12 protein-coding genes are annotated in these 16477 nt (G+C 64.3%); 8 read left to right on the top strand and 4 right to left on the bottom strand.

Features of this window, described 5'->3' with window-relative positions:
- Positions 1–20 precede the first annotated feature (20 nt).
- The 3 genes from BGK68_RS07140 to BGK68_RS07130 all read right to left on the bottom strand — a co-directional run bounded on the left by BGK68_RS07140 (position 21) and on the right by BGK68_RS07130 (position 3666).
- Positions 21–1070, bottom strand: coding sequence for an NAD(P)-dependent alcohol dehydrogenase (locus tag BGK68_RS07140; protein WP_075256508.1), 1050 nt, complete (start codon positions 1068–1070; stop codon positions 21–23).
- Positions 1071–1348: 278 nt separating this feature from the next.
- The gene (locus BGK68_RS07135; RefSeq protein ID WP_075256507.1) at positions 1349–2413 is read right to left on the bottom strand and encodes an aldose epimerase family protein; all 1065 of its coding nucleotides are present in this window, start codon (positions 2411–2413) and stop codon (positions 1349–1351) included.
- The gene (locus BGK68_RS07130; RefSeq protein WP_075256506.1) at positions 2410–3666 is read right to left on the bottom strand and encodes a XylR family transcriptional regulator; all 1257 of its coding nucleotides are present in this window, start codon (positions 3664–3666) and stop codon (positions 2410–2412) included. The genes BGK68_RS07135 and BGK68_RS07130 overlap by 4 nt, the downstream gene beginning before the upstream one ends.
- Before the next feature lie 375 nt (positions 3667–4041).
- Between BGK68_RS07130 and xylF the strand changes: the two genes are divergently transcribed.
- The 7 genes from xylF to BGK68_RS07095 all read left to right on the top strand — a co-directional run bounded on the left by xylF (position 4042) and on the right by BGK68_RS07095 (position 13303).
- Positions 4042–5058 carry a D-xylose ABC transporter substrate-binding protein gene (gene xylF / locus BGK68_RS07125; protein ID WP_075256505.1) on the top strand — a complete coding sequence of 339 codons (1017 nt, stop codon included), beginning with the start codon at positions 4042–4044 and terminating at the stop codon, positions 5056–5058.
- A gap of 103 nt (positions 5059–5161) precedes the next feature.
- Complete coding sequence (xylG, locus tag BGK68_RS07120) at positions 5162–6718, top strand: D-xylose ABC transporter ATP-binding protein (RefSeq protein WP_075256504.1); 1557 nt, start codon at positions 5162–5164, stop codon at positions 6716–6718.
- 25 nt (positions 6719–6743) lie between these two features.
- Positions 6744–7901, top strand: coding sequence for a sugar ABC transporter permease (locus tag BGK68_RS07115; RefSeq protein ID WP_198937172.1), 1158 nt, complete (start codon positions 6744–6746; stop codon positions 7899–7901).
- 304 nt (positions 7902–8205) lie between these two features.
- A complete protein-coding gene (locus tag BGK68_RS07110; protein WP_075256503.1) occupies positions 8206–8997 on the top strand; it encodes an SDR family NAD(P)-dependent oxidoreductase in 792 nt (263 codons plus the stop codon).
- Positions 8998–9030: 33 nt separating this feature from the next.
- Positions 9031–10815, top strand: coding sequence for an IlvD/Edd family dehydratase (locus tag BGK68_RS07105; RefSeq protein ID WP_075256502.1), 1785 nt, complete (start codon positions 9031–9033; stop codon positions 10813–10815).
- A 1-nt stretch (position 10816) separates the two neighbouring features.
- Positions 10817–11743, top strand: coding sequence for an L-fucono-1,5-lactonase (locus tag BGK68_RS07100; protein WP_075256501.1), 927 nt, complete (start codon positions 10817–10819; stop codon positions 11741–11743).
- A gap of 141 nt (positions 11744–11884) precedes the next feature.
- The gene (locus BGK68_RS07095) at positions 11885–13303 is read left to right on the top strand and encodes a sensor domain-containing diguanylate cyclase (protein WP_075256500.1); all 1419 of its coding nucleotides are present in this window, start codon (positions 11885–11887) and stop codon (positions 13301–13303) included.
- A 10-nt stretch (positions 13304–13313) separates the two neighbouring features.
- On the opposite strand, the gene BGK68_RS07090 is transcribed toward BGK68_RS07095, so the two are convergent.
- Complete coding sequence (locus BGK68_RS07090; protein ID WP_075256499.1) at positions 13314–14459, bottom strand: serine hydrolase; 1146 nt, start codon at positions 14457–14459, stop codon at positions 13314–13316.
- A 238-nt stretch (positions 14460–14697) separates the two neighbouring features.
- Between BGK68_RS07090 and BGK68_RS07085 the strand changes: the two genes are divergently transcribed.
- Complete coding sequence (locus tag BGK68_RS07085) at positions 14698–15999, top strand: UDP-N-acetylglucosamine 1-carboxyvinyltransferase (protein WP_075256498.1); 1302 nt, start codon at positions 14698–14700, stop codon at positions 15997–15999.
- The last annotated feature ends 478 nt before the right edge of the window (positions 16000–16477 follow it).

Below are 16477 nucleotides of genomic sequence, written 5' to 3'. Positions count from 1 at the left end.
TGCCAGACGCCTGGAGACGATCAGGCTGCCAAGCTGGCGTTGTCGATCACGAAACGGTACTTGACGTCGCCCTTGAGCATGCGCTCGTAGGCGGTGTTGATCTCGTCGGCACGGATGAGCTCGATGTCGGCGACGATGCCGTGCTCGGCGCAGAAGTCCAGCATCTCCTGGGTCTCAGGGATGCCGCCGATGAGCGAGCCAGCCAGCGAGCGGCGCTTCAGGATGAGGTTGAAGACATTGGGCGAGGGATGCGGCGTGGCCGGCGCGCCCACCAGGGTCATGGTGCCTTCGCGCTTGAGCAGCGCCAGGAAAGCGTCGAGGTCATGCGGTGCGGCCACGGTGTTGAGGATGAAGTCGAAGCTCTTGGCATGCGCGGCCATTTCCTCGGCATTGCGCGAGACCACCACTTCATCGGCGCCCAGCGCCTTGGCATCAGCGCGCTTGGCGTCGGAGGTGGTGAAGGCCACCACGTGCGCACCCATGGCGTGGGCGATCTTGATGCCCATGTGGCCCAGGCCGCCGATGCCGACCACGCCCACCTTCTTGCCCGGACCCGCGCCCCAGTGGCGCAGCGGCGAATAGGTGGTGATGCCGGCGCACAGCAGCGGCGCAACCGCGGCCAGGTCGGCTTCCGGATGGCGGATGTTGAGCACGTAGCGCTCATGCACCACGATCTGCTGCGAGTAACCGCCCATGGTCCAGCCGGGGGCATCGTCGGTCTTGCCGTTGTAGGTGCCGACCATGTTGTCGCAATAGTTTTCCAGGCCTTCGTCGCAGTCCGGGCAGCTCTGGCAGCTGTCCACGATACAGCCCACGCCGACCACATCGCCGACCTTGAACTTGCTCACGTGCGCACCCACGGCGGCCACGCGCCCGACGATTTCATGGCCGGGAACGCAGGGATACTGGGTGCCGGCCCATTCGGAACGGATCTGGTGCAGGTCGGAGTGGCAGATGCCGCAATAGGCGATGTCGATCTGGACGTCGTGGGCGCCGGTGGCACGACGGGTAATGTGCAGGTGTTCCAGCGGCTTGTCGGCCGCGTGGGCGCCATAAGCGTGTACTTGCATGGGATCTCCTGAGTAAGCTGGCGTTGAAGATGCACAGGCCGATAAAGGGGAGCCTGTCATGGGACGGGATAGTGTGGCGTAGCGGCAAGCTGCCGGACAGACCTATTGCTCGGTGATTCCTGCCTAAAAATCCAGGACGGCAGCGGCAATGGTCGCGGCACCGCTTGCCCGGCAAAACGCTGGCCACAGTGATTGCGCCTGATCCTGATGAAGCGGATCAGGCAGCCCGGGTTGGTTGGGCTGTGGGGGTTGGGGATTAGTTCCGATTCAGGGCGACGTCAGTCCCGCACACCCAGCCGATAAGCCGTGGTCTGCCGATACACCTGCCCCGGCCGCAGGATCACGGCTTCGCGCAAGGGGGTATTGACCTGGTCGGGATAGGACTGCGCCTCCAGGCAGAAGCCATCATGGATGGCATACGGCTGTTCGCCCCGGCCCTCGACTCCGGAGAGGAAGTTGCCGCTGTAGAACTGCAGGCCGATCTCGGTGGTGGACACGCGCAGCTCGCGGCCAGAGCCTGGCTCGTAGACCGTGGCCACCTCGCGCAGGGCCTGTGCGATGCGGCCTTCGCCGGGGGCGGGCTCGCGCTCGCTACGCAGGCAGTAGCAATGGTCGAAGCCGCCAGCGAGCTTCAGTTGCGGATCGGGCCAGTCCAGCCGGGGGCCGATGGGCGCGGGCTGGCGGAAATCGAAGGCGCTGCCGGCCACCTCGGCGCGGTCCACCGGGATGAGCTTGCCATCGACCTGCAGATAGGCGTCGGCATCGATGGCGATGATGTGATCGCGGATGTCGCTGGCGCCGCCGTTGAGATTGAAGTAGGCGTGCGAGGTCAGGTTGATGGGGGTGGCGGCGTCGCTGGTGGCGGTGTAGTCGATGCGCAGTTGGCCTTCGTCGTCCAGCCGGTACAGCACCGAGGCCATCACCGTGCCGGGAAAGCCCGCCTGGCCGGCCGGCGAGACCAGCATCAGGCGCAGGCCCTCGGGATCGGGCTGGACCTGCCACAGCTGGCGGTGGAAGCCGTCCACGCCGCCATGCAGGTGATTCTCGCCTTCATTGCAATCGACCTGGTGGTCCACGCCGTCGAGGCTGAAACGGCCAGCGGCGATGCGGTTGCCCCAGCGGCCCACGATGGCGCCGAAATAGGCCGGGTTGTGCTGGTACTGCTGCACATCGGCAAAGCCCAGCAGGACGTCGGCCTCGCGGCCATAGCGGTCCGGCGCCCACCAGTTGATCATGCTGGCGCCGAGGTTGCTGATGGTCACGCGCATGCCGGTGTGGTTGCGCAGGGTGTAGAGCTGGATGCCGTTGGCGGCGGTGGTGTGGGAGAGTGTGAAGTGCGTCATCGTGTCGGTTCTAGTAGGGTGGTCCCTGCGGACTTCTTTTTCTGCCGGACAGCAGGCGCGGCTGCGCGCTCCAGCCCGGCGGCGAATTGTTCCTGGTATTCCCTGGGCGTGCAGCCCAGTTCACGCTTGAAGACGGCGTGCATGTATTGCACCGAGGTGAAGCCGCAACTCACGGCGATCTCGGCGGCGTGGCTGCCGGCCTGCTCCAGCAGGCGCTTGGCGGCGTCGAGCTTGAAACGCAGGATCTCGTCGTGGACGCTGCGACCCAGCTCGCGGCGGAAATACCATTCCAGCGAGGAGCGCGAAATGCCCACGTAATCGGCCACCTGGTCGGTCTTGATGCCCTGGCAGGCGTATTGCCGGATGAAATGCAGCGCCTGCATCACATGCGGATGGTTGCGCACCTCGTGGCGGCTGGAGGCCAGCACATTGATGCCCACCGGCGGCACCATGATGCGGGTGTCGGGAAAGCGCGCCCCATGCAGCATCTGGTGCAACAGGTGGGCGGCGGTGCGGCCCATTTCCACGCTGCCCTGGATCACCGAACTGAGCGGAATGCGCGTCAACACCCGCGCCAGAGGATCATTGTCGATGCCGATCAGGGCCACCTGCTCCGGCACGGCAATGCCGGCGAACAGGCAAGCCTGCAGCAACTGCCGCGCGCGCGCATCGGTCACTGCAATGATGCCCACCGGCTTGGGCAGGCTGCGCACCCAGGCGATCTGCTGCTCCACGGCGGTATCCCAGGACTGCGCGCTGGTGCCCACGCCCCGGTAGATATGGCCGGCAATGCCGTCGGCCCCGGTCAGGTCGGTGAAGATGCGTTCGCGCTCCTGGGCCCAGCGATTGCAATTGGATTCGGGCAGGCTGAACAGGGCGAAATGCTGCAGGCCGGCTTCGATCAGGTGGTCGTAGGCCAGCTTGACCATCTTGTAGTTGTCGGTGGCCACGTAGGGGCGGTTGGCGGGGTATTGCGAGGGATCGGCGTAGGAACCGCCGATGGCCACCACCGGCAGCTGCACGCCTTCCAGCGCGGCCGTGGTGACCGGGTCGTCGAAGTCGGCAATGATGCCGTGCCCGGCCCAGCGCTCGATGCCCTGCGGACGGCAGCGGAAGTCCTCTTCCAGGTACAGGTCCCAGGAAGCGCGGGTGCTGCTGATGTATTCGCCGATGCCGGCGATGATTTCGCGGTCGAAGATCTTGTTGCCATTGAAGAGCAACGCAATCCTGTGCACCGTGGGTGCTTTTGCCACGCTCTGTCTCCTGTCTGGCGGCGTCGCCGGGCGCGCCGTTTTTATCTAGAACCCATTTCATAAATAGGCGTGAGATGCGTTCTAGTGGGGAATTGTAGCGAGTCATCGCCGTGCTGGCCGATATGTGCTCCTGCAACAAAAAGAATCACTATGACGTTTGGTGAATTTCGTAATTGTAGATTGGATTGACGCGGGGCTAGTATCGCCTTCGCACCATCATGCGGCGTGACCATCACCGGACCAGCTTGGCCCCACGCGCCCTCCGGAAGCGAATGCCCCAAAAGGAATCACTCTTGGGGATGACTCTTTCCACCGGACAACGCCGCTTCAAAAATCATAATCAATTCAAATTCAATTCAAATCGGAGACTGGACTATGAAGGCAATACTGAAGAAGACCGTATTGGCGCTGATGACCGTGACCACCCTGTCCATGGTGGCCGGCAGCGCCATGGCCGACGCCAAGAATCCCAAGATCGGTTTTTCCATCGATGACCTGCGCGTGGAGCGCTGGGCACGTGACCGCGACTTCTTCACCGCCGCCGCCGAGAAGCTGGGCGCCAAGGTCTATGTGCAATCGGCCGACGCCAGCGAACAGCGCCAGATCTCCCAGATCGAGAACCTGATCTCGCGCGGCGTGGACGTGATCGTCATCGTCCCCTTCAACGCCACGGTGCTGACCAACACCATCAAGGAAGCCAAGAAGGCCGGCATCAAGGTGCTCTCCTATGACCGCCTGATCCTCAACGCCGACGTCGATGCCTACATCTCCTTCGATAACGAGAAGGTCGGTGAAATGCAGGCCGAGGGCATCCTCAAGGTCAAGAACAAGGGCAACTTCTTCCTCCTGGGCGGCTCGCCCACCGACAACAATGCCAAGATGTTCCGCGAAGGCCAGATGAAGGCCTTGAAGCCCTACATCGACAAGGGTGACATCAAGATCGTCGGCCAGCAGTGGGTCAAGGAATGGAACCCGACCGAAGCGCTGTCCATCGTCGAAAATGCGCTGACGGCCAACAACAACAAGATCGACGCCATCGTGGCGTCCAATGACGGCACCGCTGGCGGTGCGATCCAGGCCCTAGCGGCGCAGAAGCTGGCCGGCAAGGTGCCCGTCTCGGGACAGGACGCCGACCTGGCCGCGGTCAAGCGCGTCGTGGCCGGCACCCAGACCATGACCGTCTACAAGCCCCTGAAGCAGATCGCTACCGAGGCTGCCAAGCTGTCCGTGGAACTGGCCCGCAACGAGAAGCCGACCTACAACGCCCAGTATGACAACGGCTTCAAGAAGGTCGATAGCCTGCTGTTGAAGCCCATCCTGCTGACCAAGGAAAACGTCAAGGTCCTGGTCGATGATGGCTTCTACACCCAGGCCCAGATCGACGGCCGCTGATCCCTGAGTCAAGCATGCCGGCTGCTCCCCCCCGTGGCAGCCGGCATCGCCGTCTGCGCATCCTCCGCGCGCAGACCCCGGAGACTTACTGGAAAGAACAGGCATGTCCGAGTATCTGTTAGAAATGAAAGGCATCGTCAAGAGCTTTGGCGGTGTGCGCGCCCTCGATGGCATCGACATCAGGATCCGGCCCGGCGAATGCGTGGGCCTGTGCGGTGAAAACGGCGCGGGCAAGTCCACGCTGATGAAGATCCTCTCCGGCGTCTATCCCCATGGCACCTGGGAGGGCGAAATCCTCTGGGATGGCAAGCCGCTGCAGGCCCATTCGGTGCGCGACACCGAAGCCGCCGGCATCGTCATCATCCACCAGGAACTGATGCTGGTGCCCGAGCTGTCGGTGGCCGAGAACATCTTCATGGGCCACGAGATCACCCTGCCCGGTGGCCGCATGAACTACCCCGCCATGTATCGCCGCGCCGAAGAACTGATGCGCGAACTGAACATGCCCGACATCAACGTAGCCCTGCCGGTCTCGCAATATGGCGGCGGCCACCAGCAGCTGGTGGAAATCGCCAAGGCGCTCAACAAGGATGCGCGCCTGTTGATCCTGGACGAGCCCTCCTCCTCGCTGACAGCCTCCGAGATCGCCGTGCTGCTCAAGATCATCAAGGACCTGAAGGCGCGTGGCGTAGCCTGCGTCTACATCTCGCACAAGCTCGACGAAGTGGCCGAGATCTGCGACACCATCTCGGTCATCCGCGACGGCAAGCACATCGCCACCACGCCGATGCAAGAGATGGACGTGGACAAGATCATCACCCAGATGGTCGGCCGCGAGATCACCGCCATGTACCCCGAACGCAACCACGCCATCGGCGAAGTGGTGCTGGAAGCACGCAACATCACCTGCTACGACATCGACAATCCGCGCCGCAAGCGCGTCGATGACGTCTCCTTCTCGGTGCGCCGGGGCGAGATCCTGGGCATTGCCGGCCTGGTCGGCGCGGGCCGCACGGAACTGGTGTCGGCCATCTTCGGCGCCTATCGCGGGCGTTACGAAGGCCAGGTGCTGCTCGAAGGCAAGGTGGCCGATACCGGCTCACCGCTCAAGTCCATCCGCCAGGGCCTGTGCATGGTGCCGGAAGACCGCAAGCACCACGGCATCGTGCCGGACCTGGATGTGGGCCAGAACATCACCCTGACCGTGCTCAACCGTTTCTCGCGCGGCAGCCGCATCGATGGCAGCGCTGAACTCAAGACCATCCAGGACGAGATCGGCCGCATGCGCGTCAAGACGGCCACGCCCTTCCTGCCCATCACCAGCCTGTCCGGCGGCAACCAGCAAAAGGCCGTGCTGGCCAAGATGCTGCTGGCCCAGCCCAAGGTACTGATCCTGGACGAACCCACGCGCGGCGTGGACGTCGGCGCCAAGGCCGAGATCTATCGCCTGATCTCGGAACTGGCCAAGGCCGGCCTGGCCATCATCATGGTCTCCTCCGAACTGGCCGAGGTGCTGGGCGTGTCGGACCGCGTGCTGGTGATCGGCGAAGGCCGCCTGCGCGGCGACTTCGTCAACGACAACCTGAGCCAGGAAACCGTGCTGGCCGCAGCGATCAACCAACCCGTGCCGCAGGCTACCTCCCGCGCGGCGGCGGGCTGAACAAAAACCACAAGGTGAATCCGGTATGACTTCAAGCACTCTGGCCAGCATGGCCGACCTCAAGCAGGTGTTCCGCCGTTACAAGATCATTGCGCTCTTGATCGCCATCGCCATCATCTGGGGCTTCTTCAGCTTCATGACCGATGGCGGCTTCGTGACGCCCCGCAATCTCTCCAACCTGCTGCGCCAGATGTCGGTGACCGGCATCCTGGCCTGCGGCATGGTGCTGGTCATCATCGCCGGCGAGATCGACCTGTCGGTGGGTTCGCTGCTGGGCCTCCTGGGCGGCATCGCCGCGCTGCTGGACGTGAGCCACCATCTGCCGCTGGCGCTGAACCTGGTGCTGGCGCTGGGCTTCGGCCTGGCACTGGGCCTGCTCAATGGCTACCTGACCGCCTATCTGGGCATTCCCTCCTTCATTGTCGGCCTGGGCGGCATGCTGGCCTTCCGCGGCATCCTGCTGGGCATCACCGGCGGCCTGACCATCGCGCCGGTGTCGGACAACATGGTCTATCTCGGCCAGGGCTATCTGCCGCCGCAGATGGGCGCGGCGCTGGGTATTGCCCTATTCGTGCTGGCGCTGGCCCTGACCTGGATGAGCCGCGTGAATCGCAGCCGCCATGGCCTGCCGCTGGCGGCGCTCTGGCGCGATGCGCTCAAGGTGGTCGTCATCGGCGCGGTGCTGCTGGCCTTCGTGCGCACGCTCAACAGCTATGACGGCATCCCCGTGCCGGTGCTGCTGTTGCTGGCGCTGCTGGGCCTGTTCAGCTATGTGAGCACGCAGACCGTGTTTGGCCGCCGCATCTATTCGGTGGGCAGCAACATGGAAGCCACCCGCTTGTCGGGCGTGAACGTGCAGGCGGTCAAGCTGTGGGTGTTCGGCATCATGGGCGTGATGTGCGCGCTGGCCGGCCTGGTCAACACCGCGCGCCTGGCTGCCGGTTCGCCCTCGGCGGGCAACATGGGCGAACTGGATGCGATTGCGGCCTGCTTCATCGGCGGCACCTCCATGCGCGGCGGCTCCGGCACCATCTATGGCGCGCTCATCGGCGCGCTGGTGATGGCCAGTCTCGACAACGGCATGTCCATGCTCGACGTAGGCACCTACTGGCAGATGATCGTCAAGGGCAGCATCCTGGTGCTGGCGGTGTGGGTCGATGTGAGCACCCGTTCGGGCCGTTGAGCGTAGCAAGGCGATGCCCTCGATAACGTCCGGACGACTGAATGGCGAAACGCAACAAATTGACTTCCGTTCGCACTGCTGACCGGAGTGACGCAAGCAAATGACTACCGTTCGGACTGAGTAGGCCCTTGGGCCGTATCGAAGGCGCTCTGGCGCAAACGTAGGAGCGCCTTCGATACGCGGCTATGCCGCTACTCAGTCCGAACGGAAGGGGATGAGAACGAAATCCTTGTTCCTCTCCGAATGACCTGATTATTTTTTCGGGCCGCACCTGCGGCCCATCCTATCCTCTGGAGTACCAAGCATGACCGCAGCTACCATCCCCGCATTCGAACACGCCCTCTATCGCAGCCTCGCCGGCAAGCGGGTCGTCATCACCGGCGGCGGCAGCGGCATCGGCGCTGGCCTGGTGGAAGCCTTCGTCGGGCAAGGCGCGCAGGTGTGCTTCCTGGATATCGCTGTGGAGCCCTCGCAGGCGCTGGTGGCGTCGCTCAAGGATGCGGCGATCGCGCCGCGTTTCTTCCCCTGCAACCTGATGAACGTGGACGCATTGCGCGCCACCTTCGCCGAGATCGACACGGCGATGGGCGGCGTGGACATCCTCATCAACAACGCCGCCAATGACGACCGCCACAAGACCGCCGAGGTCACTCCCGGCTACTGGGACGAGCGCATCGCCGTCAACCTGCGTCACCAGTTCTTCTGCGCCCAGGCCGTGCTGCCGGGCATGCGCGAGCGCAAGCAGGGCGTGATCCTCAATTTCGGTTCGATCTCCTGGCATCTCGGCTTGCCTGATTTGACCCTGTACATGACCGCCAAGGCCGGCATCGAAGGCATGACCCGCGGCATGGCGCGCGACTTCGGCCACGACGGCGTACGCGTCAATGCCATCATCCCCGGCGCCGTCCGCACCCCGCGCCAGACCCTGCTCTGGCATACCCCCGAAGAAGAGGCGAAAATCCTGGCTGCGCAATGCCTGCCTACCCGTATCGATCCGCATGATGTCGCGGCGCTAGCGCTGTTCCTGTCCTCCGACAGCGGCGCCAAGTGTACTGGCCGCGAGTACTACGTCGATGCCGGCTGGCTGGGCGCGTAACCTATCCACACGCCTTTCGGCCCCGAGGAATCCATGAACAAGCCACACGCCACCCCCCGTCGCTTCCGCTCCCAGGACTGGTTCGACAACCCGGACCACATCGACATGACCGCGCTCTACCTGGAGCGCTTCATGAACTACGGCATCACCGCCGAAGAACTGCGCTCGGGCCGTCCCATCATCGGCATCGCCCAAAGCGGCAGCGACATCAGCCCCTGCAACCGCATCCACCTGGACCTGGCCAAGCGGGTGCGCGATGGCATCCGCGATGCGGGCGGCATTCCCATGGAATTCCCGCTGCATCCCATCTTCGAGAACTGCCGCCGTCCGACCGTAGCCATCGACCGCAACCTGGCCTACCTGGGCCTGGTGGAAATCCTGCATGGCTATCCCATCGACGCCGTGGTGCTCACCACCGGCTGCGACAAGACCACGCCCTCGCAGATCATGGCCGCGGCCACCGTCGATATCCCGGCCATCGTGCTCTCCGGCGGCCCCATGCTGGACGGCTGGATGGATGGCGAACTGGTCGGCTCCGGCTCAGCCATCTGGAAGGGCCGCAAGCTGCTCTCGGCGGGGACCATCGACAACGAGAAATTCCTGGAGATCGCGGCGGCTTCCGCGCCCTCTTCCGGCCACTGCAACACCATGGGCACCGCCTCCACCATGAACGCCATGGCCGAGGCGCTGGGCATGTCGCTGACCGGCTGCTCGGCCATTCCCGCGCCCTATCGCGAACGCGGCCAGATGGCCTATGAGACGGGCCGGCGCATCGTCGGCATGGCCTACGAAGACCTGCGCCCCTCGGCCATCCTGACGCGCGACGCCTTCCTCGACGCCATCGTGGTCAATGCCGCCATCGGCGGCTCCACCAATGCCCAGCCACACATCATGGCCATGGCGCGCCATGCAGGCGTGGAACTGCAGTCGGAAGACTGGATGAAGTACGGCTACGACGTGCCCCTGCTGCTGAACATGCAGCCCGCTGGCAAGTATCTGGGCGAACGCTTCCACCGCGCCGGCGGCGTGCCGGCCATCATGTGGGAACTGCAGCAGGCCGGCAAGCTGCGCGCCGAGCGCATCACCGCCACCGGCAAGACCATGGCCGAGAACCTGCAGGGCCGGGCATCGAACGACCGGGAAATGATTTACCCGTTTTCCGCGCCGCTGCGCGAGCGCGCCGGCTTCCTGGTGCTGAAGGGCAACCTGTTCGACTTCGCCATCATGAAGACCAGCGTCATCTCCGAAGCCTTCCGTGAGCGCTATCTCAGCACACCCGGCCAGGAAAACATCTTCGAATGCCGCGCCGTGGTCTTCGATGGTTCGGACGACTATCACGCCCGCATCAACGACCCGGCGCTCAATATCGACGAAAACACCCTGCTGGCCATCCGTGGCGCAGGTCCGGTAGGCTGGCCCGGTTCAGCCGAGGTGGTCAACATGCAACCGCCCGATGCGCTCATCAAGCGCGGCATCTCCACCCTGCCCACGCTGGGCGATGGCCGCCAGTCCGGCACCTCCGACAGTCCCTCCATCCTCAACGCCTCGCCCGAGAGCGCTGTGGGCGGCGGCCTGGCCTATCTGCGCGATGGCGACCGCGTGCGCATCGACCTCAACACCGGTGAGTGCAACATGCTCATCAGCGAGGAAGAGCTGGCGCGCCGCAAGAGCGAGGGCATCCCGCCCGTGCCGCCCAGCCAGACGCCCTGGCAGGAAATCTATCGCAGCACGGTCGGCCAGCTGGAGACCGGCGCCTGCATGGAACTGGCCTTGAAGTACCAGGGTGTGGCGCAGACCCTGCCGCGCCACAATCACTGACATGCTGACCCTGCACCGTGAAGCACGCATGCCAACGCCGCCCGCAGGGCGGTGCAAGCCGCCTTTGCGCATCGACGCCCACCAGCACTTCTGGCGCTATCGCTCGGAAGACTATCCCTGGATAGGCGCAGGCATGGACCTGCTGGCACAGGATCGCCTGCCCTACCAGTTCCAGCCGCTGCTGGAGGCCCAGGGGCTGCATGCGTCGATCACGGTGCAAGCGCGCCAGGGCCGCGATGAAACCGCGTTCCTGCTGGAGATGGCGCGGCGCGACAAGCGCATCGCCGGCATCATCGGCTGGGAAGACCTGGCTGCGCCCGACCTGGCCGAGCAGATGGAACGCTGGGGCCGCCACAAGCTGCTGGGGCTGCGCCACCAGTTGCAGGAACACGATGACGCCGACACCCTGCTCACGCCCGCGCCGCTGGACCAGGGCGTGCGCTGGCTGCAGGAACGCGGCTACGCCCTGGATGTGCTGGCGCATGAACGCCATCTGCCGCAGCTGCGCCAGTTCTGCGCGCGCCATGACCAGCACTGGGTGGTGCTCAATCACCTCGGCAAGCCCGCCCTGAAGGAATTCCGCAAAGGCCGTGCCGCCTTCGAGCGCTGGCGCCAGGAGCTGCGCGAGCTGACCGCCATGCCGCATGTGGCCTGCAAGATCTCGGGGCTGCTGACCGAAGCGGATTGGTTGCGCGGTCTCTGCACGCGCGACTTCGAGCACATCGTGCAATGCCTGGATACGGCGCTGGACCTGTTCGGACCGCAGCGCCTCATGTTCGGCTCGGACTGGCCGGTCTGCCTGCTGGCCGCCTCCTATTCCCGTGTGGTGACCGTGGTGCGCGAATGGTCCGCCACCCGGCTTTGTCCCGGTGACCAGGACGCCCTCTGGGGGGAATCCTCGGCGCACATTTATGGACTAGTGACATAGCGTTTTGACCCTCTGCCTTTTCGTTGTCAAGCACCAAGGCCTATGCGATGTTTATCGACAGCCTGGTTAAAGAAAAGGTAGGGGGATAAAATCAAACGGCTAAAACGCAGTTTCACATACACCATCTGGACGCTGGCGCTGATGTCGGCCACCGTCAGTTGCGCCGTGCTCTACCAGAGCTACAGGCAGGTCGAACGCTCTGCCATCGAACATAGCACCAACATCGCCCGCATCGCCCAGCGCTCCATCTTGCGCAACGTGGAATTGCTCACGCTGGGCCTGGACAGCCTGGCCTGGCGCTACCAGCATACCCAACTGCACGAGATGCCCTTGCAGCAGAAGATGGAATTCCTGCTGGGCGAAAAGATCGAGGCACGCTATGTCGCCGCGCTGGGCATCGTCGATGCCCAAGGCAAGCTGGTGGCGGGATCGACGGCCTTGTCCCAGATCTTGCCCGGACCCTATGCGCAAAGCGATTTCTTCACGGCCCATCATGCCCAGGGCAATACCAGCCTCTACATCTCTGCGCCCGTGACGGTGCGCCTGGAGCGGCGCATGCAAGTGGTGGTGCTGTCCAAGCGGCTGGCGCAGCCGGACGGCAGTTTTGCCGGCGTCGGCCTGATGGTGCTCTACCTCGACTATTTCCGCGACCTGTTCCAGGGCCTGACGCTGGAAAACGATGGCGTCATCTCGCTCTATTCGGCCGAGGGCCTGGCCTACATGCGCATTCCCTACAACGAAGCCTTCATCGGCTCGCGGCTCAACATCTCGCAGGACCTGGAACGCGTGTTCGCCCAGTCGGGCCCGGCCCAGGGCAGCTACTTCACGCGCGCGCAACAAGATGGGCCACGCTGGCTCTACACCTTCGTGCGCATTCCCGGCACCAGCTGGATCGTCTTCATCGGCCGCAACGAGACGCATATCTTCCGCGAGTGGTACAACATGCTCTATGCGGTGCTGTTCCTCATGGCCAGCTTCTGCATCGCCAGCGTCTACCTGATCGGGCGGGTGCGAACCGAACTGCAGCGGCGCATCGCGCTGGATCAGCAACTGGAAGAGCAGGCGCGCACCGACAAGCTCACCAACCTGCTCAACCGGCGCGCCCTGGACGAAGCCCTGGCGCGCGCCTGGAAAAGGGCCGAGGACAATCCCGACGTCATTTTCTCGGTGCTGTTCGTGGACGTGGATTTCTTCAAGCTCTACAACGACACCTATGGCCACAAGGCGGGCGACTATGCCCTCATGGCGGTGGCGCGCTGCATCGTCGGGGCGGTCTCGCGGCTGGCCGACCAGCCGGGACGTTATGGGGGCGAGGAGTTCGTGGTGCTGCTCAACGGCACCGATACGGTGGGCGCGGTCCATGTGGCCAAGCGTATCATCGGCGCCATCCAGGGACTGAAGATCCCGCATGAGCGCAGTCCCTTTGGCATCCTCACCGTCAGCATAGGCGTGACCTCGCTGCTGCGCGAACACCACAACAGCATGGAAGAAGTCGTCAAGGACGCCGATGCCGCGCTCTATCGCGCCAAGCAGGACGGCCGCAACAAGTTCAGCCTGTAGCGGCGCAGGCTCAGTCGAGCGAGCAGTTGAGCCACTTGGCGATGCGCACGCCATCCAGGCGCGAGCCATCGGCGCTGCCGCTGCCCAGCATGGTGACGATCACCGGGCGGCGGTCATGCACCAGCATGCGCAAGACCATGTTATGGCCGGACTCGTTGATGAAACCGGTCTTCTGCACGCTGGCATTGACCTGGTCATAGCGGATGAGGCGGTTGGAGTTGATGTATTGCAACTGGCCGCGGCCGATGTTGATCATCTTCTGCTTGTCCAGGGAGTCATTGCGAATCAACTGGTAGCGGTTGGCCGCCTTCACCAGTTCGGCCAGCTCGCGCGGCGTGGAGACGTTCTCCGGCGAGAGGCCGGTGGCGTTCTCGAAGTGGGTATGGGTCATGCCCAGCGCCTGGGCGCGGGCGTTCATGGCGGCGATGAAGGCCGGGCGGCCGCCCGGATAGTCGCGGCTCAGGGCCGCTGCGGCGCGGTTCTCGGAAGACATCAAGGCAATGTGCAGCATGTCCGCGCGCGACAGGCTGGCCCCCACGCCCAGGCGCGAATGGGTGAACTTGAGGGTGTCGAGATCATCCTCGGTCACTTCCAGCCGATTGCCCATGGCCAGCTGCTTCTGGTCCAGCCAGACGATGGCCGTCATCAGCTTGGTCACCGAGGCGATGGGGGCGACGGTATCGGCATTGCGCTCGAAGAGGGGCGTGCCGGTCTGTTCATCGAGCACATAGACCCCGCGCGAGAAGATGTGCCGGCGCGAGGCCTCGGTAAAGCCGCAACGCGAGAGCAGCTCCGGCTTGCCCGAGGCTGGCGCGCTGGCCGTGGCCGCTGTGGCCGCTGCCGCCGCCGGTGCGGCCACTGCAGCTGCCGCCGCGCGACGCCGCGAACGGCGGGAACGCGCCGTGCGGGCCGGCTGGTCGGCTGCGGCCTTCTTGCGCACCACCCGCTTGCGACCCTTGGCGCCGGTCGTGGCAGTGCGATGCTTGCCGGCGCTGGAGCCGGCCGCCTGGGCCTCGGAGACCTTGCCGGCCAGGGTGGTGAGCATCAGCACCAGCAGGCTGCACATCATCAGACGGGCCACTGCGCCAGCGCGGCGCAGCAAGGACAGGAACAGGGGGGTGGCATGAGCGTAGGGGGACCGCAGCGTACTCAACATCGTCGGAAACCTTAGAAACCTTACAAAGCTTGGTGGGTGCATTCTTCCAGAGAGGGGCCATGATACGGAAACTTGGACTTTGGTGCAGCCCCTGGCGCCGTCAGGCCGAAGTTCGGGCCGAAGTTCAGGTCGATGATGTCAGCCAGGCAACCTGGCACAAAATCCTTCCCCGGCACCGGGCCGGCGGCGCATAATCTGTCCCATTGCCTTTGTCAGCCTGATCCCTTCATTTCGTCCCATGTCCAATCTGATCGTACACGGCGGTCGTCCGCTGCGCGGCGACATCATCCCCTCCGCCAACAAGAACGCCGTCCTCCCCATCCTCTGCGCCACCCTCCTGACCGACCAGCCGCTGCGCCTGATCGGCATTCCCGAGATCACCGACGTCAAGAAGATCCTCGAGATCTTCCGCGTGCTCGGCAGCGAGGTGAAGGTGGACTATGCCAGCGGGGTGCTGGAACTGCATCACCGCGATACCCATTTCGATCCCAAGCTGCACCACCTGCCGGAGGAGATGCGTTCTTCCATCATGCTGGTGCCGCCGCTGCTGGCGCGCTTTGGCGTGGCGCGGCTGGAGAATGACGTCAAGGGCTGCACCCTGGGCGTGCGCGAGATCGATCCGCATGTGGAAGTGTTCCAGCGCTTCGGCGCGCAGGTCCAGAGCAGTCCCGATTCACTCATCATCCGCACCCCTGGCCGCATGCAGGCCAATGACCACTGGCTGGACTACGCCTCGGTGACCACCACCGAGAACTTCGTGCTGTGCGCGGCCAGCGCCGCCGGCGAATCGGTGCTGACCAATGCCGCCTCCGAGCCGCACGTGCAAGAGTTCTGCCGCTTCATGGCCATGCTGGGGGTGCAGATCGAGGGCATCGGCACTTCCCGCGTGAGCGTGCGCGGCGGTGGCCCGCTGGGCGGCGGCGAATTCCGCTTCGATGAAGACTTCCACGAGATCGCCACCTTCCTCGCCATGGGCGCCATCACCGGCGGCCAGGTGCGGGTGCGCAACAGCGCGCCGCAGCAGTTCCCGCTGATCGACCGCACCTTCGCCAAGTTCGGCGTGGAAGTGGTGCATGAGAACGGCTGGTCGCACACCCGTCAGAACGGGCCGCTGAAGGTGGTCAAGCCCTTCACCAGCAATATCCTGACCAAGGTCGAAGCCGCACCCTGGCCCTATCTGCCGGTGGACCTGCTGCCCATCTTCATTGCGCTGGGCGTCAAGGCCGAGGGCAATACCATGTTCTGGAACAAGATCTATGACGGCGCCATGGGCTGGAGCAGCGAACTCTCCAAGTTCGGCGCACACGTGTTCCTGGGCGACCCGCATCGCCTGATCACCTTCGGCGGACTGCCGCTGTCGCCGGCCTCGGTGGAGAGTCCCTACATCATCCGCGTGGCCATTGCGCTGTTCATGGTGGCGGCCAGCATCGAAGGCCGTTCGGAAATCCGCAACGCCCTGCCGATCCGGCGCGCCCATCCCAAGTTCGTGGAAAACCTGCGCTCGCTGGGCGCGGTGGTGGACTGGGTCGAGGAAGACTGATCTTGCACACAGCGGGAAGGAGGCCATGGCGCTCCTTCCCGTCTGCCGCCTGCGCTCTGGCAGCCTTACCCCTCCTTTTTCGCTCCTTTTTCTTTCCTTCTTCCCTCCTGCATCCCCCCGTTCTGCTTGTCCGCCGGAGCCGCGCGCATCGTCTTGCCGACCGCATTTCTGCTCGCTCGTCATTTTGTTTTTCCGTGTGACAGAACCGACGCGGCGCGCTGATGAAGGCATCCGGAACAGATGCTTTTTTGGCAAACAATTCGACTTTTTTCGACAGCTTTGCGGCAAGCCAAGAAGGATAATTTCCGCCGATAGTCTACGCCGTGGCGGAAGTACAGGTCTCCGAGCCGGACCCGGTCAAGTCACCGACATGCGACAGGACCGACCGGCCGCCTCCCTGCAGAAACCGCCTCATCTCCCTCCACCGGGACAGGCTTCGCCACACTGATCCGCGAACAGCTCCCTGCTCCGGACGGTC

Source organism: Herbaspirillum camelliae (assembly GCF_001929405.1).
Lineage (GTDB): Bacteria > Pseudomonadota > Gammaproteobacteria > Burkholderiales > Burkholderiaceae_D > Herbaspirillum > Herbaspirillum seropedicae.
The sequence above is the reverse complement of the archived record's forward strand: the minus strand, read 5'-3'. Positions and strand labels throughout refer to the sequence as shown.